This window comes from uncultured Phycicoccus sp., from assembly GCF_947495705.1.
In the GTDB taxonomy this organism is placed as follows: domain Bacteria; phylum Actinomycetota; class Actinomycetes; order Actinomycetales; family Dermatophilaceae; genus Phycicoccus.
Genome location: NZ_CANLZR010000010.1, coordinates 26,581 through 50,500, shown reverse-complemented (window position 1 = coordinate 50,500; position 23,920 = coordinate 26,581). Strand labels below are relative to the sequence as shown.

Annotated in this window: 20 protein-coding genes; 9 read left to right on the top strand and 11 right to left on the bottom strand. The window is 73.2% G+C overall.

What is annotated here, in order from left to right:
- On the bottom strand, positions 1 to 612 hold the full coding sequence (locus tag Q0963_RS13640; RefSeq protein WP_299446896.1) for a class I SAM-dependent methyltransferase: 612 nt from the start codon (positions 610 to 612) through the stop codon (positions 1 to 3).
- A gap of 75 nt (positions 613 to 687) precedes the next feature.
- Between Q0963_RS13640 and hflX the strand changes: the two genes are divergently transcribed.
- Together hflX and Q0963_RS13630 are read left to right on the top strand one after the other, a co-directional pair.
- Positions 688 to 2,154, top strand: a complete 1,467-nt coding sequence (gene hflX, locus Q0963_RS13635) for a GTPase HflX (RefSeq protein WP_299446893.1) — start codon at positions 688 to 690, stop codon at positions 2,152 to 2,154.
- A gap of 46 nt (positions 2,155 to 2,200) precedes the next feature.
- Positions 2,201 to 3,265, top strand: a complete 1,065-nt coding sequence (locus Q0963_RS13630; protein WP_299446890.1) for a GNAT family N-acetyltransferase — start codon at positions 2,201 to 2,203, stop codon at positions 3,263 to 3,265.
- A gap of 1 nt (position 3,266) precedes the next feature.
- Here the strand turns inward: Q0963_RS13630 and Q0963_RS13625 are convergent, their stop codons facing one another.
- Complete coding sequence (locus tag Q0963_RS13625) at positions 3,267 to 4,970, bottom strand: formate--tetrahydrofolate ligase (protein WP_299446888.1); 1,704 nt, start codon at positions 4,968 to 4,970, stop codon at positions 3,267 to 3,269.
- Positions 4,971 to 5,120: 150 nt separating this feature from the next.
- Between Q0963_RS13625 and Q0963_RS13620 the strand changes: the two genes are divergently transcribed.
- Positions 5,121 to 7,379: an ATP-dependent DNA helicase gene (locus Q0963_RS13620; protein ID WP_299446886.1), complete on the top strand. Its 2,259-nt coding sequence runs from the start codon at positions 5,121 to 5,123 to the stop codon at positions 7,377 to 7,379.
- A 4-nt stretch (positions 7,380 to 7,383) separates the two neighbouring features.
- Here the strand turns inward: Q0963_RS13620 and Q0963_RS13615 are convergent, their stop codons facing one another.
- Positions 7,384 to 7,947 (bottom strand): adenylate kinase, encoded by a 564-nt coding sequence (locus Q0963_RS13615; RefSeq protein ID WP_299446883.1) that lies wholly within the window; start codon positions 7,945 to 7,947, stop codon positions 7,384 to 7,386.
- Positions 7,948 to 8,024: 77 nt separating this feature from the next.
- On the opposite strand from Q0963_RS13615, the gene holA reads away from it, so the two are divergent.
- Both holA and rpsT read left to right on the top strand, forming a co-directional pair.
- A complete protein-coding gene (gene holA / locus Q0963_RS13610; RefSeq protein ID WP_299446880.1) occupies positions 8,025 to 9,020 on the top strand; it encodes a DNA polymerase III subunit delta in 996 nt (331 codons plus the stop codon).
- Positions 9,021 to 9,201: 181 nt separating this feature from the next.
- Entirely contained in the window at positions 9,202 to 9,462 is a 261-nt protein-coding gene (rpsT, locus tag Q0963_RS13605; RefSeq protein WP_299446877.1) for a 30S ribosomal protein S20, read from the top strand.
- 72 nt (positions 9,463 to 9,534) lie between these two features.
- Here the strand turns inward: rpsT and Q0963_RS13600 are convergent, their stop codons facing one another.
- Positions 9,535 to 10,098 (bottom strand): type II toxin-antitoxin system PemK/MazF family toxin, encoded by a 564-nt coding sequence (locus tag Q0963_RS13600; protein ID WP_299446874.1) that lies wholly within the window; start codon positions 10,096 to 10,098, stop codon positions 9,535 to 9,537.
- A 9-nt stretch (positions 10,099 to 10,107) separates the two neighbouring features.
- Complete coding sequence (locus Q0963_RS13595; protein ID WP_299446871.1) at positions 10,108 to 10,302, bottom strand: hypothetical protein; 195 nt, start codon at positions 10,300 to 10,302, stop codon at positions 10,108 to 10,110.
- A gap of 411 nt (positions 10,303 to 10,713) precedes the next feature.
- Here Q0963_RS13595 and Q0963_RS13590 point away from each other — a divergent pair, with 411 nt between their 5' ends.
- Together Q0963_RS13590 and Q0963_RS13585 are read left to right on the top strand one after the other, a co-directional pair.
- Positions 10,714 to 11,460 carry a DUF4386 domain-containing protein gene (locus Q0963_RS13590; RefSeq protein WP_299446868.1) on the top strand — a complete coding sequence of 249 codons (747 nt, stop codon included), beginning with the start codon at positions 10,714 to 10,716 and terminating at the stop codon, positions 11,458 to 11,460.
- 160 nt (positions 11,461 to 11,620) lie between these two features.
- Entirely contained in the window at positions 11,621 to 12,808 is a 1,188-nt protein-coding gene (locus Q0963_RS13585; RefSeq protein WP_299447190.1) for an endonuclease/exonuclease/phosphatase family protein, read from the top strand.
- 54 nt (positions 12,809 to 12,862) lie between these two features.
- Here Q0963_RS13585 and Q0963_RS13580 read toward each other — a convergent pair whose 3' ends face one another.
- Positions 12,863 to 14,332, bottom strand: a complete 1,470-nt coding sequence (locus Q0963_RS13580) for an HNH endonuclease signature motif containing protein (RefSeq protein ID WP_299446865.1) — start codon at positions 14,330 to 14,332, stop codon at positions 12,863 to 12,865.
- A gap of 252 nt (positions 14,333 to 14,584) precedes the next feature.
- On the opposite strand from Q0963_RS13580, the gene lepA reads away from it, so the two are divergent.
- Positions 14,585 to 16,441: a translation elongation factor 4 gene (gene lepA / locus Q0963_RS13575; RefSeq protein ID WP_299446861.1), complete on the top strand. Its 1,857-nt coding sequence runs from the start codon at positions 14,585 to 14,587 to the stop codon at positions 16,439 to 16,441.
- 90 nt (positions 16,442 to 16,531) lie between these two features.
- Here the strand turns inward: lepA and Q0963_RS13570 are convergent, their stop codons facing one another.
- From Q0963_RS13570 to Q0963_RS13560, 3 genes are read right to left on the bottom strand one after another with little or no spacing between them, the layout of a single operon-like run.
- Positions 16,532 to 17,605: an ABC transporter ATP-binding protein gene (locus Q0963_RS13570; protein ID WP_299446858.1), complete on the bottom strand. Its 1,074-nt coding sequence runs from the start codon at positions 17,603 to 17,605 to the stop codon at positions 16,532 to 16,534.
- Entirely contained in the window at positions 17,602 to 19,197 is a 1,596-nt protein-coding gene (locus Q0963_RS13565; protein ID WP_299446855.1) for an iron ABC transporter permease, read from the bottom strand. The genes Q0963_RS13570 and Q0963_RS13565 overlap by 4 nt, the downstream gene beginning before the upstream one ends.
- Positions 19,198 to 20,229: an iron ABC transporter substrate-binding protein gene (locus Q0963_RS13560; RefSeq protein ID WP_299446852.1), complete on the bottom strand. Its 1,032-nt coding sequence runs from the start codon at positions 20,227 to 20,229 to the stop codon at positions 19,198 to 19,200.
- 146 nt (positions 20,230 to 20,375) lie between these two features.
- Between Q0963_RS13560 and Q0963_RS13555 the strand changes: the two genes are divergently transcribed.
- The gene (locus Q0963_RS13555) at positions 20,376 to 22,994 is read left to right on the top strand and encodes a non-ribosomal peptide synthetase (RefSeq protein WP_299446849.1); all 2,619 of its coding nucleotides are present in this window, start codon (positions 20,376 to 20,378) and stop codon (positions 22,992 to 22,994) included.
- A gap of 57 nt (positions 22,995 to 23,051) precedes the next feature.
- Here the strand turns inward: Q0963_RS13555 and Q0963_RS13550 are convergent, their stop codons facing one another.
- Both Q0963_RS13550 and Q0963_RS13545 read right to left on the bottom strand, forming a co-directional pair.
- On the bottom strand, positions 23,052 to 23,627 hold the full coding sequence (locus Q0963_RS13550) for an NUDIX hydrolase (protein WP_299446847.1): 576 nt from the start codon (positions 23,625 to 23,627) through the stop codon (positions 23,052 to 23,054).
- A 31-nt stretch (positions 23,628 to 23,658) separates the two neighbouring features.
- Entirely contained in the window at positions 23,659 to 23,904 is a 246-nt protein-coding gene (locus Q0963_RS13545) for a sulfurtransferase TusA family protein (RefSeq protein WP_299446845.1), read from the bottom strand.
- Positions 23,905 to 23,920 lie beyond the last annotated feature (16 nt).

Here is a 23,920-nt window from a genome sequence, read left to right as displayed (position 1 = left end):
TCAGCCGGCGGCGGAGATCGCGGTCAGCACGCGGAAGCCCTTGGTCGAGGTGAGGCGGTGGCAGCCCAGGCCGAGGTCGGACTCGATCCAGCGCTGGAGTGAGTCCGAGCCGAGGTTCTTCTGGACGACGAGGTAGGCGGCGCCGCCGGGCGTGAGCCGCGGCAGCCAGGTCCGCAGCAGCTCGTGCAGCGCCGCCTTGCCGACCCGGATCGGCGGGTTGGACCAGATGAGGTCGAAGCGCACGTCCGCAGGGACCGCGTCGGCGGTCACGGCACGTACCCCGCCCAGCCCCAGCGACGCGGCGTTGCGGCGGCACAGGTCCAGGGCGCGCTCGTTGACGTCGACGGCCCACACCGTCGCGGCGGGGGAGCGCAGCCCCAGCGTCAGGGCGATCGGGCCCCAGCCGCAGCCGAGGTCGAGGAACGTCCCCGTGTCCGGAGGGGCCGGCGCCTCGTCGAGCAGCACCGCCGTGCCCTTGTCGAGGCCGCCGGGGGAGAAGATGCCGCGCGCCACCTCGACGTCGACGTCCCGCCCGGCCAGGCGCACCCGCAGCGGGCGGCGCTCGCCGTCGCTCGCGGGCTCGGCGGTGAAGTAGTGGTCGTGGTCGCTCATCGCGGGCCCACGGTAGCGGCGCGCGGAAGAATCAGGTCGCCCCGGGGCGTTGGACGATGAGACCCTAGGGAGAACATGACTGCGCGACACATCCTCTCCGGGCGGGCCGAAGCGCTCGCCGACACCAGCACCGACGATGCCGGCTTCGTGCTGGACGACAGCCGTCTCGACTACGACGGGGACCAGTACGACCGCGAGGAGCGCGCCGCGCTCCGCCGCGTCTCCGGGCTGTCCACCGAGCTCGAGGACGTCACCGAGGTCGAGTACCGGCAGCTGCGCCTCGAGCGCGTCGTCCTCGCCGCGGTGTGGTCCGAGGGCACCGCCGACGACGCCGAGAACTCCATGCGCGAGCTCGCCGCCCTCGCCGAGACCGCCGGCTCCGAGGTGCTCGCCGGGGTCGTCCAGCGCCGGCAGAACCCCGACCCGGCCACCTACCTCGGCAAGGGCAAGGCCGCCGAGCTGCGCGACATCGTCATCGCCGAGGGCGCCGACACCGTCATCTGCGACACCGAGCTCGCGCCCAGCCAGCGGCGCGCCCTCGAGGACGTCGTCAAGGTCAAGGTCATCGACCGGACGGCGCTCATCCTCGACATCTTCGCCCAGCACGCGAAGTCCCGGGAGGGCAAGGCCCAGGTCGAGCTCGCCCAGCTCCAGTACCTCCTGCCGCGCCTGCGCGGCTGGGGTGACTCGATGTCGCGGCAGGCCGGTGGCCAGGCCGCCGGCGGCCAGGGCATGGGCTCGCGCGGCCCCGGTGAGACGAAGATCGAGCTCGACCGGCGCCGCATCAACTCCCGCATCGCCAAGCTCCGCCGCGACATCAAGGAGATGAAGACGACGCGCGACACCAAGCGGGGCGGGCGTCGCGCCAACCGGGTGCCGAGTGTGGCCATCGCCGGCTACACCAACGCCGGCAAGTCGAGCCTGCTCAACCGGCTCACCGGCGCGGGCGTCCTCGTCGAGAACCAGCTGTTCGCCACCCTCGACCCCACCGTGCGGCGCGCCGAGACCCCCGACGGCCGGCTCTACACCCTCGCCGACACCGTCGGGTTCGTCCGACAGCTGCCGCACCAGCTCGTCGAGGCGTTCCGCTCCACCCTCGAGGAGGTCGCCGACGCCGACCTGCTGCTCCACGTCGTCGACGGCTCGCACGCCGACCCCGAGGGGCAGATCTCCGCGGTCCGCGCCGTCCTCGCCGACGTCGACGCCACCGACGTCAAGGAGGTCATCGTCGTCAACAAGGCCGACATCGCCGACCCCGAGGTGCTCGACCGGCTCCGCCGCCACGAGAAGCACGTCATCGTCGTCAGCGCCCGCTCCGGTGCCGGGATGGACGAGCTGCAGGCGCTCATCGCCGACGAGCTGCCCCAGCCCGACGTCGACGTCGACGTGCTCGTGCCCTACGACCGCGGCGACCTCGTGAGCCGCATGCACGAGACCGGCGAGGTCCTCACCAGCGAGCACGTCGCCGACGGGACCCGGGTCACCGCCCGGGTCGATGCCGAGCTGGCCGACGACCTCTCCGCCTACCTCGTCCAGCCGTGATGCACCGCCGCCCCTGATCCGCCGGGGCCGCGGGTAGCCTCGACGCGTGGAGGTGGGGCCCCGCGAGATCTCGACCAACCGGCTGACATTGCGTCCGCCGGTGGCTTCGGACCGGGGCCTGTGGGTGCGCCTCAGCCTCGACCCCGCCCTGTGGGCGCACGCCACCCGGCCCATGCCCGCCAGTGAGGCCCACGCGTCGGCCGAGTTCGACGCCTGCCTCGACCGCTGGCGGACAACGGGTTTCGATCTCGGCGTCGTCGAGGAGTCGCTCCGCGGCAGGACCGTCGGCTTCGGCGGCGTCCGGCAGGCCGACGCCGGCGAGCGGCTCCGGCTCACGTTCTGCTTCGACAGCGCGGTGCACGGGCGCGGCCTGGCGCGCGAAGCGGCCCGTGCCTGGTCGGCGTACGCCTTCGAGTGGCTGCCGGACCTGCCCCTCGTTGCCGTCGTGGGCGAGCACAACGTCGCCGCGGCGCGCACCGCCCGGTCCGTGGGCATGGAGGCCGAGGACACTCCGGACGCGTCGACCGGCGACGGTGACGCGTCGCGTCCCACGGTTTTCGCCGCCCCCCGCGTCGAGGTGCTCGACCGCTTCGACGGGCAGACCCGCGAGTCCGTGCTCGACCTGTGGTGCGCGGTGAACGACGACGGGGGAGCCGTCGGCTTCCTGCCGGGGGCGTCCCGCTCCGCGGTCGCCCAGGCCCTGTCGGCGCACGAGGAGCAGATGGCCGACGGCAGCGCCGCCGCCGTGCTGCTGCGGGCCACCGGCGGCTCGGTGGTCGGGATCGGCTTCTGGGTCGCCGAGGCCAACCCGATGCTCGCGCACACCCGCACCGGGTACCGGATCATGACCGATCCGGCCCGGCGGGGCCGCAACCTCGGCCGGCTGCTGCTGGCGGCGATGCACCGGACCGCTCGCGCCCACGGCGTCGAGCTCGTCTCGGTCGGGGTCCGCAGCGGCCTCGGGATCACCCGGTTCTACGAGCGGGCCGGGTACGACGAGGTCGGCCGGGTCCCGGGCGCCATCCGGGTGGCGCCGGGGGACGACCGCGACGACATCGTCCTCAGCCGGCGCCTCGACGGGCGGCCGATGGTGGCCGACGGGCGGGCCTGAGTCAGCTGAGGCCGACGATGCGGCCGTCGTCGTCGACGTCGATGTGGTTCGAGGCAGGAGTCCGCGGCAGCCCCGGCATCGTCATGATGTCGCCGGTCACCAGCACGACGAAGCCCGCGCCGGCGGCCAGCCGCACCTCACGCACCGTGACGGTGTGCCCCTCGGGGGCGCCCCGCAGGGTGGGGTCGGTCGAGAACGAGCTCTGCGTCTTCGCCATGCAGACCGGCAGGTGCCCGTAGCCCTCGGCCTCGATCGCCGCGAGCCGCCGCGCCGCCTTCGGCTCGAAGGTCACGCCTGCCGCGCCGTAGACGCGGGTCGCGACGGCCTCCGCCTTCTGCGCCAGCGACATCTCGTCCGGGTAGACCAGCTGCATCCCGCCGGTCGACGCCTCGATCGCGCCCAGCACCCCGCGGGCGAGGTCCTGTGCCCCGGCTCCACCGTCGGAGTAGTGGGTCGCCTCGTACGCCGCGAACCCCTCGTCGGCGACGAGCCGCAGCACCTCGGCGACCTCGGCGTCGGTGTCGCTGGGGAACCGGTTGAGCGCGACCACCGCCGGCAGCCCGTAGACGTCGCGGACGTTGCGCAGGTGCCGCCGCAGGTTGGTCATGCCCGAGGTGACCGCGTCCACGGCCTCCGCGCCGAGGTCGGCCACGGCGACCCCGCCGTGGTACTTCAGGGCGCGGACGGTGGCGACGACGACGACGGCGGAGGGGCGCAGGCCGGAGGCGCGGCACTTGATGTCGATGAACTTCTCCGCGCCCAGGTCAGCGCCGAAGCCGGCCTCGGTGACGACGTAGTCGGCGAGCTTGAGGGCGGTCTGGGTCGCCATCACCGAGTTGCACCCGTGCGCGATGTTCGCGAACGGTCCGCCGTGGATCATCGCCGGCGTGTGCTCGAGGGTCTGCACGAGGTTGGGGGCCAGGGCCTCGCGGAGGATGGCCGTCATCGCGCCGTGGACCTGGAGGTCGCGGGCCCGCACCGGCTGCTTGTCGCGGGTGTAGCCGACGACGATGCCGCCGAGCCGGTCGCGCAGGTCGGCGATGGAGGTGGCGAGGCAGAGGATCGCCATCACCTCGGAGGCGACGACGATGTCGAAGCCGTCCTCGCGGGGGACGCCGTTGGCGACCCCGCCGAGCCCGACGACGATGTCCCGCAGGGCGCGGTCGTTGAGGTCGACGACCCGCTTCCAGGTGATCGTGCGCGGGTCGATGCCGAGCGCGTTGCCGTGGTGGAGGTGGTTGTCGAGGACCGCCGAGAGCAGGTTGTTCGCCGCGGCGATCGCCGCGAAGTCGCCGGTGAAGTTGAGGTTGATGTCGGTCATCGGCACCACCTGGGCGTACCCGCCGCCGGCCGCGCCGCCCTTCATGCCGAAGACCGGGCCCATCGACGGCTCCCGCAGGGCCACGATGGCGTTCTCCCCGAGCGAGCTGAGGGCGTCGGCCAGCCCGACCGACGTCGTCGTCTTGCCCTCGCCGGCCGGGGTGGGGGAGATGGCGGTGACGAGGACGAGCCGGCCGTCGGGGCGGCCCGCGAGGCTCCGGACGTACTCCAGGGTGAGCTTGGCCTTGGTGTGGCCGTACGGGATGAGCGCGTCCGGCTCGATCCCCAGCCGGGTGCGGGCGAGCTCGACGATGGGCGTGATCTCGGCGGCCTCGGCGATCTCGAGGTCCGGCGGGACGGTCCGGGACTGTGCGCTGGTGGTCACACCGGTCATCGTGGCACCCCCGCCCGCGCAGCGACAAGGGATCGGGTGCGTGCCGCGCAACCGAGCGCACGATACGCAACGCCTGTGCCGGGTTCCCGGCCCTGGGGACGGGAGCGGCGGGGTCCCACCGGCACCGCCTAGGCTGCCCTGGTGCCCTCCCTCGACGACCTGCTCCACGCCGCCGTCGTCGGGGTGGGCGGCACCGAGCGCCCGGGCCAGGTCGAGATGGCGCATGCCGTGGCCGACGCCGTCGAGAGCGGCGAGCACCTGCTCGTCCAAGCCGGCACCGGGACCGGCAAGTCCCTCGCGTACCTCGTCCCGGCCGTGCAGCACGCGATGGACACCGGCCGCACCGCCGTCGTCGCCACGGCCACCCTGGCGCTCCAGGCCCAGATCGTCGACCGCGACATGCCCCGTCTGGCCGAGGCGCTCGCGCCGGTGCTGGGCCGGAGCCCCACCTACGCCCTGGTCAAGGGTCGCCGCAACTACGTGTGCCGGCACAAGCTGGAGGGCGGCTTCCCCGACGACGACGCCGACACGCTGATGTCGGTCGGCGACGTCGACCGGGCGGCGTCCCGCCTCGGGCAGGAGGTGGTCCGGCTGCGCGAATGGGCCGGGGTCACCGAGTCCGGGGACCGCGACGAGCTCGTGCCTGGAGTCACCGAGCGCGCCTGGCGGCAGGTGTCGGTCAGCGCCGAGGAGTGCCTCGGCTCGCGCTGCCCGATGGTCGCCGAGTGCTTCGTCGAGCGGTCCCGCGAGGCCGCCCGTGACGTCGACGTCGTCGTCACCAACCACTCCTTCATGGCGATCGACGCCTTCGAGGGCCGCCAGATGCTGCCCGAGCACGACGTCCTCGTCATCGACGAGGGCCACGAGCTGGTCGACCGGGTCACCTCGACGATCACCGACGAGGTGTCGGCGGGGTCGGTGCGTGCCGCGTCGAAGCGGGCCGGGCGGAAGGCGGACGCCGCCGAGGCCCTGGACGACGCCGCGACGCTCCTCGAGTCCGTCCTCGAACCGATGCCCGAGGGTCGCCTCACCGGGGTGCCCGACGCGCTCGCCACCGCACTGGGCCGCATCCGCGACGTCGCCCGTGCTGCCCAGACCGAGCTGAAGCCGCAGCAGGGCGAGGAGCCGGACGCGGGACGCCAGGTGGCGCGCGCCGCGGTGGACGACCTGTTCGACGTCGCTGCCCGGATGCTCGAGGAGCGCGACCTCGACGTCACGTGGCTGTCCAAGGACCCGCGCCGCGGCCCGGTGCTGCGGGTCGCGCCGATGAGCGTCGCCATGCTCGTGCGCGACAAGGTCTTCGAGGAGCGGACGGTCGTCATCACCTCCGCCACCCTCGAGCTCGGCGGCTCCTTCGACGCCGTCGCCGGGACGATCGGGCTGCGGGGCGAGGGCGCGCCGGCCTGGCGCGGGCTCGACGTCGGCAGCCCGTTCGACTACCCGAAGCAGGGCATCGCCTACGTGGCGACGCACCTGCCGCCTCCCGGGCGGGACGGCACCGCACCCCAGACCCTCGACGAGATCGAGGCGCTGGTGCGCGCCGCGGGCGGGCGGACGCTCGGGCTGTTCTCGTCGATGCGGGCCGCCCGCGAGGCGACGGAGGTCATGCGCGAGCGGCTCGAGGACACCGACATCGTCGTGCTGTGCCAGGGCGAGGACCAGATCTCCACCCTGGTCCGGGAGTTCGCCAAGGACCCCGCCACCTGCCTCTTCGGGACGCTGTCGCTGTGGCAGGGCGTCGACGTCCCCGGCTCGTCGTGCCAGCTCGTCCTCATCGACCGCATCCCGTTCCCGCGGCCCGACGACCCGCTCGCGTCGGCCCGGTCCCAGGCCATCGCCCGGATGGGCGGCAACGGCTTCATGGCGGTGTCGGCCACCCACGCGGCACTGCGGCTGGCGCAGGGAGCGGGCCGGCTCATCCGGCGCTCGGACGACCGCGGGGTCGTCGCCTTCCTCGACTCGCGGATGATGTCGGCCCGCTACGCCGGGTTCCTCCAGCGGTCCCTGCCGCCGTTCTGGCCCACCGCCGACCGCGCGATGGTGCTGGCGGCGCTGGCCCGGCTCGACGAGACCGCGCCCCCGCCGTTGCCCGTCGCCGAGCCGACGCTGCGCGGGCTCACCGGCGCCCTCGCCGGGACGTCGATGGTCGAGGCGACGCCGGCCCCCGCCGACAAGCCGGTCGCCCACCCGCCCCCGCCGCCCGAGAACGCGCGCACTGCGGTCACCCAGGGCCATGCCTGGACGGTGCAGGAGGACGAGGAGCTGCGCGACGGGGTCGAGCTCGGGCTCGGCCTCGACGAGCTGGCCGAGTCGATGGAGCTGCCGGCCGAGATCGTCCGGGCCCGGCTCGACGGGCTGGGGCTCGAGGCCGGCACCGGCCCGACCCTGACCTTCGACTGACCGCTCAGGCCGCGGCGCGGGCCTCGAGGCGGCGCAGCCAGACGTCCGTCTGACGGGGGTCGGTGAAGCGGAGCACCGGCGGGCCGTCGGGGGCGGCCGCCCAGCCCGCGATCTCGCGGCGCTTGCGCTCGAAGGAGCGCAGGTGCCAGGCGACGATCGAGTCCCGCGAGACGGTCTGCCGCCACGACTCGGTGTTGCCGCCGCAGATCTCCTCATGGGTCCGCAGGCGGTGCACGGTGCGGCCCAACAGGCGACCGAGGCTGACCCGCCGCGGGTAGTCGAGCGCGATGAGCAGGTCGGTGTGCGGGAGGACGACGTCGCGGGTGGCGGTCCACAGGGCGTCCATGACCCACGCCGGACCCGAGACGTGCGGGCTGACCGCCGCGACCTGGGCGGTGCGGTCGAGCTGGACCCAGCCGGGGCGCCACATGAGGTCGTCGACGGCCACGTACGACAGGCCTCCGGCCGTCGCGAGCCGGACCGCCAGCGAGGACTTGCCCGACCCCGTGACCCCGAAGACGACGACCCGGCGGTGCCGGGTCAGGTCGTCGGGCGGGTCGATGAGCACCGGTCGATGGTAGGCGAGCGGGGCGGGCCGGCAGGCAGCCCCCGCGGCCGTCGGGGGGAGGTGGCAGAGTGACCGCCATGACCGAGGACGTCGTCGCCGTTGCGCACCGGGTGCCGCCGTACGTCCTCATCTCCGGGCCCGAGGGGGTGCTCGCCGAGCGCGGGCTCGCCGAGACCCTCGACCAGCTGCGCCTCACCGAGCCCGACCTCGAGGTCATCCGGCTCTACGCGGCCGCCTACGAGCCCGGCGAGCTCGTCCTGCACGCGAGCCCGTCGCTGTTCGGCGGGGCCAAGTGCATCGTCGTCCACGACCTCGACGAGGCCCCCGACACCCTGCAGGCCGACCTGCTCGCCGCCATCGGCGACGCCCCCGAGCCCGACCTGACCCTCGTCGTGCTCCACAAGAGCGGCCAGCGCGGCAAGAAGGTCCTCGACGCGCTGCGCGGCGCCCGGTGCCGGGTGGTCGACGCCCCGGCCATCAAGACCGACCGGGACAAGGCCGACTTCGCCGCCCACGAGTTCCGCCGCGCCCGCCGCAAGGCCACCCCCGAGGCCGTCCACGCCCTCGTCGAGGCGGTCGGCAAGGACGTGCGCGAGCTCGCCGCCGCCTGCCAGCAGCTCGTCGACGACACGACGGGGGTCATCGACGAGAAGGTCGTCCTCACCTACCACGGGGGCAAGGTCGAGGCCACGGGCTTCCGGGTCGCCGACGCCGCGATGGCCGGCGACACCGCGGAGGCGCTGCGGCTGCTGCGGCACGCCCTGGCCGTCGGTGTCGACCCGGTGCCCATCGTCGCGGTGCTCGCCCAGCAGGTGCGGCAGCTCATCAAGGTCGGATCGGCCGGGCGGGGGCGCCCGGCCGACATCGCCCGCGACGTCGGGATGGCGCCGTGGCAGGTCGACCGGGCCCGCCGGTCGCTGTCGGGGTGGACCGCCGACGGGCTCGGCGCGTCGCTCCAGGCGCTCGCCGCCGCCGACGCCGAGGTCAAGGGGGGTGGGCGCGACCCGGTGTACGCCGTCGAGCGGGCCCTGCTCACGATCACCGGGCAGCACGCCCGCAACCGGGACGACTGAGCCTGCTGCGTTTTGGTGCGGAGGCCGCCCCGCTGGTACCTTTGGCGACTGCGTGCGCGTGTGGTCGCGCGCGCACGAGCATCATCCAGCGCGAGTCAACCACGGGCCCCCCACGCCCGGTCCCGACCCGCGACTGCCGCCCTCTACGGCAACCCGATCCCGACCGAAGGCATACGAACCAGTGGCGAACATCAAGTCCCAGCTCAAGCGCATCAAGACGAACCGCACCGCGACCGAGCGCAACAAGGCCGTCCGGTCCGAGTTCAAGACGGCGATGCGTCGTTTCCGCGAGGCCGTCGCCTCCGGCAACGCCGACGACGCGAAGACCGCGCTCCAGGCTGCGAGCACCAAGCTCGACAAGGCCGTGAGCAAGGGCGTCATCCACAAGAACCAGGCCGCGAACAAGAAGTCCGCGATGGCCAAGAAGGCCGCTCAGCTCTGAGCCGAGCCGCCTCGCACGAGGGCCCGTCACCACTGCGGTGACGGGCCCTCGTGCGTGTGGGGGGCGGCGGCGTCAGCCGGTCGCCGCGCGGACGGCGGCGGCCACCTCGTCGAACCGGTCCTTCGCCAGGACGGCCCCCTCGCGGCGGACCGTGTCCGGGTCGACCCGGATGATCCGGTTGACCCGTGCTTCGCTCGGGCGTCCTCGGGAGTCCCACGCACCGGAGCCGATGTCGACCCACAGTCGGCCGGCCCGCCGCTCCTGGTCCTCGTCGCGGTCGTGGTCCTGGCTCGACAGCTGGAGCGCGAGAAGCCACGGCCCGTCGCGGCCGACGAGCAGCACCGGCCGGTCCTTGCCCTGGCTGTGGTCCTCCTCGTAGGGGACCCAGGTCCACACGATCTCGCCGGGGTCGGGCTGGCCGTCCGGGTGGGGTGCGTAGGTCGGGGTGAGCGGGCCCACGAAGTCGCCCGGGTAGCCGGCCCCCTGGCCGGTGTCGCCCCGGGGGACGGTGCTGGTGGCGCGGCCGCGACGATGTGCCCTGCCGTGCTTCGGTCGGGGAGTGGCGCGGGTCGCGGCCCGGACGACTTCCCGGACGGCGGTCTGGACGAGGGGTCGGAGGACTCGTTGCCACTGCATGGGCCGACCCTACTGAGCGGCGGCGGCCTGCTCGAGGACGGTGAGGTCACGGACGCAGTACCGGTGGTGCTCGACCTCCTCCTTCAGGACCACCTTGAGGCAGCGGCGGACCAGGTACTCCTGGTCCGGATACGGCTCCGCCGGCTTGCGGCCGCAGCGGCGATCGAGCTCGGCCTCGGTGAGCCTGTCGACAACGCGGCGCATGGAGGCCATCCGACGCTGCCGCGGCACCAGCACCTCATCGAGAGTCGGCGTGGCGTCGAGGGTCAGAGTCACGGATCTCCAGACCGGCGAGGTCGCACGAGTGGATGCGGGCGCCACGGAACTGGTCCGACGAGGCGTACTCAGCAGTCATCGAGGCAGTGTCACGGAACAGTCCTCTCGTCGCGACCGTGGGAGGCCGGAACCGACGGGGTTCGCACCACCGGCGGCGGACAGGGCGCGGGCGTGACTGGTACGTCGAGGTGCTGGATGCCTCGGTCGGATCTCGGGGTGCCCGAGGGTAGGACCAGGGTCTTGCCCGATGTCGGCGGATCGTCGTGCCGAGCACCATGGGCAGATGCGGTGCCTCACCGAGGATGCACCCCGGGCCGCGACACGGAAGAGGGCACTCCGATGACCATCATCACCGCCAGCGGCTCACGCGCCGAGGCGATCACTCCCGAGCCGGTCCGCACAGCACGCACCACCGGTCTGCTCTACCTCGGGCTGGTCGTCACGGGGCTGCTCGGTTTCGGGCTGGTCCGCGGCCAGCTCTTCGTCGCTGACGACCCGGCCGCGACCTTGGCCAACCTGACCGAGCACGAGACCGTGGCCCGCCTCGGCATCGTGTTGGAGACGGGCATCGTGCTCACTCAGGCGCTCGTCGCCGTGTGGTTCTACCGCCTCTTCAGGAGCGTGCACACCTTCGCCGCGGGCTCGATCGCCGCATTCGGCCTCGTCAACTCGGTGGCGATCCTCGGCAGTGCGGCCATGCTCGCCACCGCGCTCGACGTCAGTCAGGATGCCTCGCTGGCGGTGAGTGGTGGGGCGGCCGCCACCGTGCAGCTGCTGTACGTCGTGAGCGGCCACCTGTGGCTCATCGGCGGCATCTTCTTCGGGCTCTGGCTGATCCCCATGGGCTGGCTCGCGCGGCGGTCCGCCTGGATGCCCGGCCTGCTGGGCTGGCTGCTGATGATCGGCGGCGTGGGGTACGTCGCGAACGCGCTCTTCACCTACCTGCTCCCCGATGCCGGCCTCGCCCTCGACCTGTTGACCGTGCCCACCACCATCGGCGAGCTGTGGATGGTGGCCTACCTGTGCCTGCGGGGCGTCCGCCGGCCGTTGACATCGGGAGGCAGACGGTCTCGTGCGGGTGCCTGACCGCGCAGCGCCGCAGTGAGGAGCGCCCAAGGGTGGTGGCCGGCGATGCGCTGAGCGTAGGCTCGGCGTCGCGATTCGGGGCTCGGACCCGACCGCAGTCGAGGAGGAACCAGTGCCCAGATCCGTCATCGCAGCCATCGGCTTCCTGGTCCTCCTCGGGCTGGCGGTCGTCGTCCCGGCGAGTGCCCAGGCCCGGGCCGAGCCGGTTCGCTTCGCGACCTTCAACGCCTCACTCAACCGCAACGTCGAAGGACAGCTGGTCGGCGATCTGTCGACGACGACCAATGCCCAGGCGCGAGCAGTGGCGGAGATCATCCAGCGCACGCGCCCCGATGTGCTGCTGATCAACGAGTTCGACTTCGTCGAGGGCGGTCACGCGGCCGAGCTGTTCCAGGACAACTACCTGTCCGTCGGCCAGATGGGCGCCGAGGCCATCGACTACCCCTACTACTACGTCGCGCCATCGAACACCGGCATCCCGTCTGGCGTCGATCTGAACAACAACGGCGTGGTCGGCGGACCGGACGACGCCTTCGGGTTCGGCTTCTTCCCGGGCCAGTTCGGCATGGTCGTCTTCAGCCGGTACCCGATCGATGTCGACGGCGTGCGGACCTTCCAGAGGTTCCTGTGGCGAGACATGCCGGGCGCGCTCCTCCCGGACGACCCCTCCACTCCCGAGCCGGCCGACTGGTACTCCCAGGAGGAGTTGGATGTCTTCCGCCTCTCGTCCAAGAGCCACTGGGACGTCCCCATCAAGGTCGGCGCCCGGGAGGTCCACTTCCTGGTCAGCCATCCCACGCCGCCGGTCTTCGACGGTCCAGAGGATCGCAACGGAAAGCGCAACCATGACGAGATCCGGTTGTGGGCCGACTACATCACTCCCGGGCCGACGTCCGACTACATCTATGACGACTCCGGCAGATTCGGCGGCCTGAAGCCTGGCTCCATGTTCGTCATCGCCGGCGACCAGAACAGCGACCCGCTCGACGGTGACAGCATCCCGGGTGCGATCCAGCAGTTGACCGAACACCCGCTGGTCAACACCAAGGTCGCTCCCGACAGCGAGGGCGCAGCGGAGGCCAGCGCGCTGCAAGGCGGCGCGAACCTGACGCACCGCAGCGACCCTCGCTTCGACACTGCCGACTTCAGCGACACAGCGCCAGGCAACCTTCGAGTGGACTACGTCCTGCCCCGTGTGAACCTGCGCATCCAGGACGCCGGCGTGTTCTGGCCAAATCAGGACGACCCTCTGTTCAGGCTGACCGGCGTCTTCCCCTTCCCCAGTTCGGACCATCGGCTGGTCTGGGTCGATGTCAACATCCCAGGAACTGCCGCTGGCCGCAGCTGAGGTGGCCCGCGATCCGATCATCGACTTCTGCCTCGACGCCAGCTTGGCCTCGCGTCAGGCGGCGGGGAGGGTCCAGTCGTCGTCGGTGAGCTCGGCCCACCAGAGCTCGAGGTCGTCGTGGTGGTCGGGGGCGCCGATGTGGGCGTGGTGGAGTGGGGTCGGTGGTCGGGGTGGCGGGTCGCCGGGGGCCCGTTTCCGCTGGTGGGCGAGGTGGCGGTCGTAGGAGCCGTCGGTGAGGTCCCAGTGGACGTGTCGGCCGTGGGGGTCGGGGGTGGGGGTGGTGTGGGCGGCCAGGCGTCGTCGGTGGACGGTGGTGTGGTGGTGTTGGCAGAGCAGGGCGGCGTTGGTGATGTCGGATGGTCCGCCGTCGGCCCAGTGGGTGAGGTGGTGGGCGCGGGTCCAGGCGGCGGGGGCGGTGCAGCCGGGGTAGGTGCAGCCGCGGTCGCGCAGCCAGAGGCGGCGGCGTTGGGCGCGGGTGAAGAGGCGGGCGACGCGGCCTTGGTCGAGGTGCTCGCCGTGGGTGCCCAGGACGTGCGGGACGAGCGCGGCGTCGCAGGCGATGCGGCGCAGGGCCTCGGGGGGCAGGAGGGTGGCGGTGGCGGCGGAGCCGAGGACCTCGGCGGCGCCGGTGCGGTGCTCGAGGTCGGTGAGGGTGATGGTGACGTGGACCGCGGCCGGTGACCCGGCCGCCCCGTCGGCCCCGGCCTGGTCGGCGTCGCGGGTGCTGGAGCGGCGGCAGACCTCGGTGAGGGCTTCGACGCGGCGTTGCCCGGCGGGGCGCAGGTCGCGTTCGCCGGTCTCGGGGTTGGGGGCGGGCGCGGACAGCGGCCCGATGGCGGCTTCGAGGGCGGTGGCCTGCTCGGGGGTCATCCACAGCTGGTACTCGGTGAGGTCGGCGGACTCCACGTGCGGCATCGAGAGCCGGGCGGCTCCCTCGAGGCGGTGGTGCAGGTCGTCGAGGACGCCGTGCCGGCCGTGGTCGGCCAGCAGCCGGGGACGGAGCCGCCGCATCACGGTCGGGCCCCACTCGGTGGCCAGGTCGACCAGGGCGGCGGTGACGGTGGGCACGGCCTCGGGGCGCAGCAGCGGCGCCAGCCGGTCGACCTCGCGCAGCACCGCCGTCGCCGTGCCCGCCGCCACCGTCCCGGTAGTGACCGCGGCCCACACCAGGCCGACCGGCGAGCCCGGGTCGGGCTCGACCCGGGCCAGGCCGGTGTCGGCGGCGGTGACCTCGCGGACCAGGGCCGCGACGGGCCCGGCACCGCCCTGCCGCAGCGACGGCGCGTGCTCGCGGACCCACCCGTGGACCCCGGCCCCGGTGCACTCACCCCGCCGGGCGGCCTCCACCGTGACGGCCACCCGGGCGGCGCAGGCCTGCGCGGCGACGTCGTCGACGACCCCCATCAGCTCACCCAGCTCGGCCCCCGACGCCTGCCCCAGCACCTCACCCAGACCCGCCAGCGCCTCCCGCGCAGCCTCGACCCTGGAGCGTCGCTCCACGATCGTGAGGGTCCCCCTGGCCATGCCCCATCGTATCGAACACGCGTACGAGAAGCAAGCATCCGTCCACAGAATGTTCGAACCAATTCACCATCGGCAGAGCCGATCCCATCGGCTCGCGAGCAGTCGAAGCGTCGTGTCGGAGTGGCAGAGGCGTGCATGAGCGGCCACAGCGAGACGAGGTCGACCTCCCTCGTCGGTTCGGGGACGCGGCCCGGACGTGGGACACTGGGGGGAGTGCCCTGACCATCCCGAACCCCGAGGAAATCCCCACCCGTGTCCCCCCGCGCCAGCACCGTGCTGCAGCCGCACGCGACGCCGCCGGAGGCGATCCGCAACTTCTGCATCATCGCCCACATCGACCACGGCAAGTCGACCCTTGCCGACCGGATGCTCCAGATCACCGGCGTCGTCGACGACCGGGCGATGCGGGCCCAGTACCTCGACCGGATGGACATCGAGCGCGAGCGCGGCATCACGATCAAGAGCCAGGCCGTGCGCATGCCGTGGGAGGTCGACGGCGCGAGCCACGTCCTCAACATGATCGACACCCCGGGCCACGTCGACTTCACCTACGAGGTCTCGCGCAGCCTGGCCGCCTGCGAGGGCGCGGTCCTCCTCGTGGACGCCGCCCAGGGCATCGAGGCGCAGACGCTGGCGAACCTATATCTCGCGATGGAGAACGACCTCACCATCATCCCGGTGCTCAACAAGATCGACCTGCCGGCCGCCCAGCCCGACAAGTACGCCGAGGAGCTCGCCGGTCTCATCGGCTGCGAGCCCGAGGACTGCTTCCGGGTGTCCGGCAAGACCGGCGTCGGCGTCGAGCCCCTGCTGGACTCGATCGTCGCCCAGGTCCCCTCGCCGACCGGGAACGCCGACGCCCCGGCCCGCGCGATGATCTTCGACTCGGTCTACGACACCTACCGGGGCGTCGTCACCTACGTCCGCGTCATCGACGGCAACCTCAACCCGCGCGAGCGGATCGTCATGATGTCGACGAAGGCGCACCACGAGCTGCTCGAGATCGGCGTCATCAGCCCGGAGCCGGTGCCCGGCAAGGGCCTCGGCGTCGGCGAGGTGGGCTACCTCATCACCGGCGTCAAGGACGTGCGCCAGTCCAAGGTCGGCGACACCGTGACCAACGCGGCCAAGCCCGCCGCCGACGCGCTCGGCGGCTACCGCGACCCCAAGCCGATGGTGTTCTCCGGGCTCTTCCCGCTCGACGGCTCCGACTACCCCGACCTGCGCGACGCGCTCGACAAGCTCAAGCTCAACGACGCCGCGCTCGTCTACGAGCCCGAGACGTCCGTGGCCCTCGGGTTCGGCTTCCGCTGCGGCTTCCTCGGCCTGCTCCACCTCGAGATCGTCCGCGAGCGCCTCGAACGCGAGTTCGACCTCGAGCTCATCTCGACCCAGCCCAACGTCGTCTACGACGTGACGATGGACGACGGCACCGAGATCCTCGTGACCAACCCGAGCGAGTTCCCCGGCGGCAAGGTCGCCGAGGTGCGCGAGCCCAAGGTGCGCACGACGATCCTCGCGCCGAGCGAGTTCATCGGCGCGATCATGGAGCTCTGCCAGGGCAAGCGCGGCACCCTGCTCGGGATGGACTACCTGTCCGAGGAGCGCGTCGAGATGCGCTACACGCTGCCGCTCGCCGAGGTCGTCTTCGACTTCTTCGACCAGCTGAAGTCGCGCACCCGCGGCTACGCCTCGCTCGACTACGAACCCGACGGCGACCAGGTGGCCGACCTCGTCAAGGTCGACATCCTGCTCCAGGGCGAGACCGTCGACGCCTTCTCCGCGATCGTCCACAAGGACAAGGCGTACGGCTACGGCGTCATGATGGCCGGCAAGCTCAAGGAGCTCATCCCGCGCCAGCAGTTCGAGGTGCCGATCCAGGCGGCCATCGGGGCCCGGGTCATCGCCCGCGAGAACATCCGCGCCATCCGCAAGGACGTACTCGCCAAGTGCTACGGCGGCGACATCTCCCGCAAGCGCAAGCTGCTCGAGAAGCAGAAGGCGGGCAAGAAGCGGATGAAGAACATCGGGTCGGTCGAGGTGCCGCCGGAGGCCTTCATCGCCGCGCTCACCTCCGACGGCGCGGGCGCGCAGGCCACGAAGAAGTGACAGCGGCGCCCGCGGCCACGGTCGCCGCGGGGGGCGTCCTCGCCTCGACGGGGATCGCGGTGCTCGTCGTCGCCCGGTTCGCGCGTCCGGTCAGCGGGGGGCGAGCTCGGCGGTGGCCGGCGCCGGGGCGGAGCCCAGCACGTGCGGGGCTCCCTCGACGCTGACCGAGACGCGCTGCCCGACCACGGGCGGCGTGCCGCCGGTGGTGCGGGCCCGCACCACGGTGCCGATCCCGTCGGCCAGGCGCAGCTCGGCCAGCGCGTCGTGGCCGAAGAACTCGACCCGGGTCACCTCGGCGAGGACGCCGCCGCCCTCGGGGGCGCCGAGGTGCAGCTGCTCGGGGCGCAGCATGACCTCGCAGTCGCCCGATCCCGGTGCACCCGGGGCCGGGAGGATGCCGAGCGCGCAGGTGACGGTGCTACCGGCCAGCCGGCCGGCCAGGAAGCACGCCTCGCCGAGGGAGGTGGCCGAGCGCCGGTCGGCCGGGGTGCGGTAGACCTCCAGTGGGGTCCCGACCTGGACGAACCGGCCGGCGTGCATGATCGCGACCTGGTCGGCGAAGGACAGCGCCTCCGCCTGGTCATGGGTGACGAGCACGACGGTGGCCTGCTCGTGGCGCAGCGCGGCCGCCACCGCCTCGCGGGTCGCGACCCGCAGCTCGGGGTCCAGGGCCGAGAACGGCTCGTCGAGGAGGACGATCCGGGGGCGCCGGGCCAGCGCCCGCGCGAGCGCCACCCGCTGCTGCTGCCCGCCCGAGAGCTGGTCCGGGCGCCTGGTGGCGAGGTCGGCGGGCAGCCCCACCAGCTCGAGGAGCTCGCAGGCGCGGGCGCGGTCCCGGCGCTCGCGGCGGGGGAGCCCGTAGGCGATGTTGGCGCTGATGTCCAGGTGCGGGAAGAGGTTGCCCTCCTGGGCGACGTAGCCGAAGCCCCGCTTCTCGGGAGGGACCCAGGTGCCGTGGCCCGCGACGACGTCGTCACCGAGGCGCACCTCGCCGGCGTCGGGCCGCATGAAGCCGGCGACGACCCGCAGCAGGGTCGTCTTGCCGCAGCCGGACGGCCCGAGCACCGCGGTGGTCGTGCCGGCCGCGACGGTGAGGTCGATGTCGTGCAGGACCGGGGTCCGCGGGTGCGATGCGCTGACGCCGGTCAGCCGCAGGCTCCTCATGACAGCTCCTCTCGGTTGCCGCGCAGCAGCAGGTAGGTCAGGGGGGCGGACAGGACGACGAGCGCCGCGGCGTAGGGGGCGGCGGCCGCGTAGTCGAGGGAGGCGCTCGCGTCCCAGAACGCCGTGGCGAGCGTCCGGGTTCCGGTGGGGGCGAGCAGCAGCGTCGCGGTGAGCTCGGTCGAGACGGCGATGAAGACAAGGGCGGAGCCGGCGAGCGTGCCGCGCAGCATCAGCGGGGCCTGGACCCGGGCGAAGGTCCGCAGCGGCCCGTCGCCGAGGGCGCGGGCGGCGTCACCGAGCTCCGGGGGCACGGTGGCGATCGCCGCGCGGGTGGCGATCATCGCGCGGGGGATGAAGAGGATCACGTAGGCGAGGACCAGGGCGAACGCGGTCTGGTAGAGCGGCCGGGCGTAGGTGATGGTCAGCGTGATGAGGGCGAGCGCGACGACGACGCCGGGCAGCGAGGCCGCGAGGTAGGTGACCCGCTCGAGCAGCACCGCCACCCAGGACCGGCTCCGGGTCACCAGCCAGGCGGCCGGGAGGGTGGCGGCGGTGGTCACGAGGGCGGCGACGAGGGCGAGGGCGAGGGTCCACCACAGGGCGGGGCCGATGTTCGTCGGCTCCTGGGCCTGCTCGCTCCGCGAGAGCCAGGTGCCGATGCTCCAGGCCGGCACGCCGATCGCCAGCGCGGTGAGGGCCGAGACCGCGAGGAGGGCGAGCGGGGTGCCGCGCCCCAGCGGGGTGCGGGCCGCGCGGCGGGCGGCACCGGGGCCGAGGCGCACGTGCCGGGTCCGCCCGCGGGTGAGCAGCTCGAGGGTGAGGAAGGTCGCGGCCAGAGCCATGAGGACGGTCGCGAGGACGCTGCCCGACCGGCTGTCGAACGCGACCTCGAACTGGTCGAGGATCGCGGTCGTGAAGGTGGGGAAGCGGAGCATCTCGAGGGCTCCGTACTCGGCGAGGAGGTGGAGCGAGACGAGCAGGACGCCGCCGAGCAGGGCCGGGCGGACCTGGGCGAGCCCGACCCGCAGCGCGGTCTGCCAGGGGCCGTGCCCGAGCGCCCGCGCGGCCTCCTCGAGCCCCGGGTCGACCGTCCGCAGCAGGGCCGCGACCGGCAGGAACACGAACGGGAAGTACGACAGGGTGGTGACGATGACGGCGCCCGCCAGTCCCTCGAAGCCCGGGATGAGCGCGGACCACGCGAAGCTGTTGACGAACGCCGGCACGGCGAGCGGGGCGACGAACGCGACCCGCCAGAACGCGGCGCCGGGGAGCGCGGTGCGCTCGACGAGCCAGGCCGCGCCGACGCCGATGAGGGTCGAGAGCAGGCCGACGATGGCGACGAGCGAGAGGGTGTTGCGCAGCAGCTCGCCGACGCGCGGCCGCCAGACGAGCGCGAAGGCGTCGGCCGCCCCGGACTCCAGCGCCTTGGCGACGACGACGACGAGCGGCAGGACGCAGAGCGCGGCGACGAGCAGGGCGGTCGCCACGAGCCACGGGGAGACGCCGCCGAGGCCGCCGGCCGGGCGTGGGTGCGCCGACGCCGGCGCCGGCCCGTCAGGGGCCGGTGCCGGTCGGGTCGGCGTCGTCGTCACCTAGAGCAGCCCCGCCTCGGTCATGAGGTCGATGACCTGCGGCCCGTTGAGGGTGAACGGGTCGATCTTCGGGGCCTCGAGCGAGTCCAGCGGCGGCAGCGCCGGGTCGGACTCGACGCCGCGGCCGACCGCGTACTCCTTGACGTCGGTGGTGCGCAGCACCTCCTGGCCCGCCGGGCTCGTCAGGTAGGCGAGGAACTTCTGGGCGTCCTCGGGGCGCTTGCTGCTCTCGAGGACGCCGGCGCCGGAGAGGCTGACGAAGGCGCCCGGGTCCTCGTTCTTGAAGTAGTGCAGCGCCGTGTTGCCGCTGCTCACCTTGTCGAGGGCCTGGTCGCGGTACCAGTAGTAGTGGTAGATGACGCCCATGGCGGACTGGCCGGCGTTGACGGCCTTCATCGTCGCGATGTTGTTCTGGTACACCTTCGCGTTGGACTTCAGCGCCGCGAGCCACTCCGCGGTCGCCTCCTCACCCTGCTCGGCGAGGATGGCCGAGACGATGGCCTGGAAGTCGGCGCCGCCGGCCGCGGCGCCCCACTGACCGGCGTACTTCTCGTCGGCGAGGTCCATGAGCGAGGCGGGGAGGTCGGCCTCCGCGACCATGCTCGGGTTGTAGACCAGGACCGTCGACCGTGCGGCGATGCCCACCCAGTGCTTCGACGACGGCACGTACTGCGGGCCCACCTGCTCGATGGTCGCGGCGTCGACGGGGGCGAGCAGGCCGGCCTGCTCGACGGTCGTCATCGCGGGGGAGTTCTCGGTGAGGAACACGTCGGCCGGCGAGCTGGCGCCCTCCTCGACGATCTGGGCGCCCATCGAGGAGTCGTTGCCGTAGCGGACCTGGACCTCGATGCCGGTCTCGTCCTGGAACGCCTGGCCCCAGGCCTCGGTGAGGTTCTTGTGCTGCGCGCTGTAGATCGTGAGCTTGCCGGAGTCGAGGTCGCCGGTGGCCTCGAGGCTGCTCTCGCCGCAGGCGGCCAGTCCCAGGGCCGCGGCGGTAGCCGCTGCGGCAAGGAGCGTGGTGCGGTGTCTCACGAAGGGTCTCCAGCGTCTGCTCGGCGTCTCGGTCATCCGTAGGCAAGGCTTGCCTAACTCCGGAAAGGCTAGCCGACCCCCTCGGTGATCACCCAACCCGGGGGGAGGACTTGCATTAGGCATGCCTAACCTTATTTACTGCCGCCGTGACGTTGACCGCCGACACCGCCTCCGGGACCCGGGCTCTGCCCTGGGTCGCCGGCCTGGGCGAGCACGGCGACCGGGTCGCGTTGCACACCGCGCAGGGCCCCGTCACGTACGCCGAGCTCGCGGACCGGGTCGACGCCCTGGCCGCCCGCCTGGCCGGTGCGCGCCGGCTCGTGCACGTCGAGGGCAGGGCATCGCACGCGACCGTCGTCGCGCTCCTCGCGGCGCAGGCCGTCGGGCACGTCGTGCTGCTCGGGGCTCCCGGCGTGGCGGCGCGCGCCCTGCGGGGCGCGTACTCACCCGACGTGGTCATCGATGCCGACGGCGGGGTGCAGGTGCTGCGCGAGGAGCCGGCCCACGTCCTGCATCCCGACCTCGCCCTGCTGCTCAGCACCAGCGGGTCCACCGGGGCGGCCAAGCTCGTGCGGCTGTCGGCGGACAACCTCGTGGCCAACGCCGAGCAGATCACCGACGCCCTCGGCGTGCGCCCGGACGACTGCGCCGCGCTCACCCTGCCGCTCACCTACTGCTACGGGCTGTCGGTCCTCACGACGCACCTCGCGGCGGGCGCGGCCGTCCTGCTGACCGACACCACGGTCGTCGACGACGGCTTCTGGCGGGCCGCCGAGGCCGCGGGGGTCACGACCCTCCCCGGGGTCCCGCACACGTTCGAGCTGCTGGAACGCAGCGGGTTCACCGACCGCGCCCTACCGCGGCTGCGCTACCTGACCCAGGCCGGCGGGCGGATGGATCCCGCCCGGGTGCGCCGATTCGCCGAGCTCGGGCGCCGGCGCGGTTTCGACCTCGTCGTCATGTACGGCCAGTCCGAGGCGACGGCCCGGATGACGACCCTGCCGCCCGACCTCGCGGCCGAGCACCCCGACACCGTCGGCGTGCCGGTCCCCGGGGCCAGCATCGAGATCGACCGCGGCGAGATCGTCTTCCGCGGGCCCAACGTCATGCTCGGCTACGCGCACGAGCCGGCGGACCTCGCGCTGGGTCGCACCGTCCACGAGCTCCGCACCGGCGACCTCGGTGAGCTGACGCCCGAGGGGCTGCTCCGCGTCGTCGGCCGCACGGCCCGGTTCGTCAAGGTCCTCGGCCACCGCATCGACCTCGAGGGTCTCGAACGGCGCCTCCAGGAGGACGGGTACGACGTGCGCTGCGCGGGCCGGGACGGGCTCGTCGCGGTGGCCGTGCGTGCGCTCACCGGCGCCCCGCGCCTCGAGACCCTGCGGCGTGGGGTCGCGCGGCGCTGCGGCCTGCCCCGCGACGCCGTGCGGGTGGTGCCGGTCACCGAGTTCCCCGCCCTCGAGAACGGCAAGCCGGACACCGCGGCGGTCCTCAGCCTCGCCGCACCCGGGCCGGGGAAGCGCGCGCCGCACCCTGGCGAGCGTGGCGTCGCCGCGATCTACGCCGAGCTCCTCGGGGTCGAGGTCCGCGACGACTCGACCTTCACCGGTCTCGGTGGCGACTCGCTGTCCTACGTCGAGGTGTCGATCCGCCTCGAGGCCCTCCTCGGCCGGCTGCCGGGGGACTGGCACCTCACCCCGGTCGCCGACCTCGAGCGGCTCCGGCCGGCGCCCGACGGGGCCGACGCCGGCGAGCCCCGCACCGGCGGCCGGCCGCGGCGGCAGCGATGGCCATGGCGGTGGCAGACGATGGAGACGAGCATCTGGCTGCGGGCGGTCGCGATCGTCCTCATCGTCGGCACCCACGCCGACCTGTTCACGCTGCAGGGGACCGCCAACGCGCTCCTCGTCATCGCGGGCTACCAGCTCGCCCGGTTCCAGCTGTCGGGTCCGGACCGCCGGGAGCGGTCCCGGCGGGTCCTCCTCGCCGCCGGGCGGGTCGCCGCGCCGAGCTTGGTCGTCATCGCCGGAGCCCACGTCGTCTGGGGACTGTACGAGCCGCGCAACCTCGTCTTCGCCAACTGGGTGTTCGGGGCCGAGGAGCTCGGGCCGCCGTGGCGGTTCTGGTTCATCGAGGCGATCCTCGTCGCGCTGCTCCTCGTCGCGGCGCTGACCCGCAGCGGCGTCGTCGAGCGCTGGGACCGGCGCTTCCCGCTCGGCCTGCCCGTCGCGCTCACCGCTGCGGCGTTCCTCGCGTTCCGGGTGCCGTGGGTCGACCTCCCGGTCCCGCGGATGCACGGGTCGGCGCTGGTCGTCCTGTACCTGTTCCTCCTCGGGTGGGCCCTGGCCCGGACGTCCACGACCCTCCAGCGCGTGCTCATGACGGGCGTCGTCGTCGGCGTCATCGGCACGTTCTCGTGGAACCAGGCGCGCGACGGGCTCACCGTCGCGGTCGTCCTGCTCATGCTCTGGTTCCCGGTCTCGCGGGTGCCGTCCGTGCTCGTGCCGGTCGTGCGGGTGCTCGCGGCGGCGTCGCTGTACGTGTACGTCATCCACTGGCAGGCGCTCGAGGTGCTGTGGGGGCATCCGGTGGCGGCCACCGCCGGCTCGCTCGCGCTCGGCGTCGCGTACTGGTGGTTCTGGACCCGCCCGGTGACGGCGTCGTGGCGGGCGCTGACCCGGCGCCGCACGCCGCCCCGCTCCCCGCGCCTTTCTCGGGTGACCCGAGAAACCCGCACCTCACCCGGGAAGTGTTCCCCGGCGTAGTGATGCCTTATCGGGTCACCCGATAACACCGCGGGGTGAGGAGGTGGCCCGCGGGCATCAGTCCGGGACGGTCGACTCCTCGACCTCGGCCGCGGCCACCGGGCCTTCCGCCCACCGGTCGGGGGCGTCGGCCAGGGCCAGCAGGGTCCGCAGGTCGGCGGGCCACACGGAGTCCCCGGTGGCCTCCAGCGCGTCCAGATCCCACCAGCGGATGTCCGCCACCGTCAGCCGCTCCTCCTCGGTGTGGCCCGACACGTCGACGTCGAAGGCCGGCACCCGCACCCGGAAGAACACCTCGGTCTGGCGGACCACCTTGTCCGAGAACCCGTGGACCACGATGCGCGTGACGAGGGGGCCGTCCAGCTGCCGCGGGGTGACCCGCAGCCCGGTCTCCTCGAACAGCTCGCGGACGGCGGCCCGGGCGTCGGTCTCGCCGGGGTCCACCCCGCCGCCCGGGGTGCTCCACCAGTGCACGACCGGGTCGAGGCCGAGGTCGGAGTCCTCGATGAGGAGGACCCGGTCGTCGAGGTCGACGAGCAGCACCCGCACCGCGCGCCGGGTGAACCGCGGCCGGTCCTCCGGCGCGGGACGGACGAAGCCGGGCCGGCCCGGCAGCGGGGACGAGGTAGGCACCCGAGCACGCTAGCCGGGTGACGCCCCGCCGTCAGTCGGGCGTCCCCGTGCGGATGAAGAAGACGAGGTCGGACCCCACCGTCAGCTGCTCGATCAGCTCGTGGCCGTTGGACTCGGCCCACGCCGGGATGTCGCTGAGGGCCCCCTTGTCGGTCGCCATCACCTTGAGGACCTGGCCGGGGTCCATCCGGCGGGCCGCCTTGGTGGCGGCCATGACGGGCATCGGGCACATGAGCTCGCGGGCGTCGACGAGGACGTCCTCGGTGATGTCGCTCATTCCGGGTCTCCTTCGG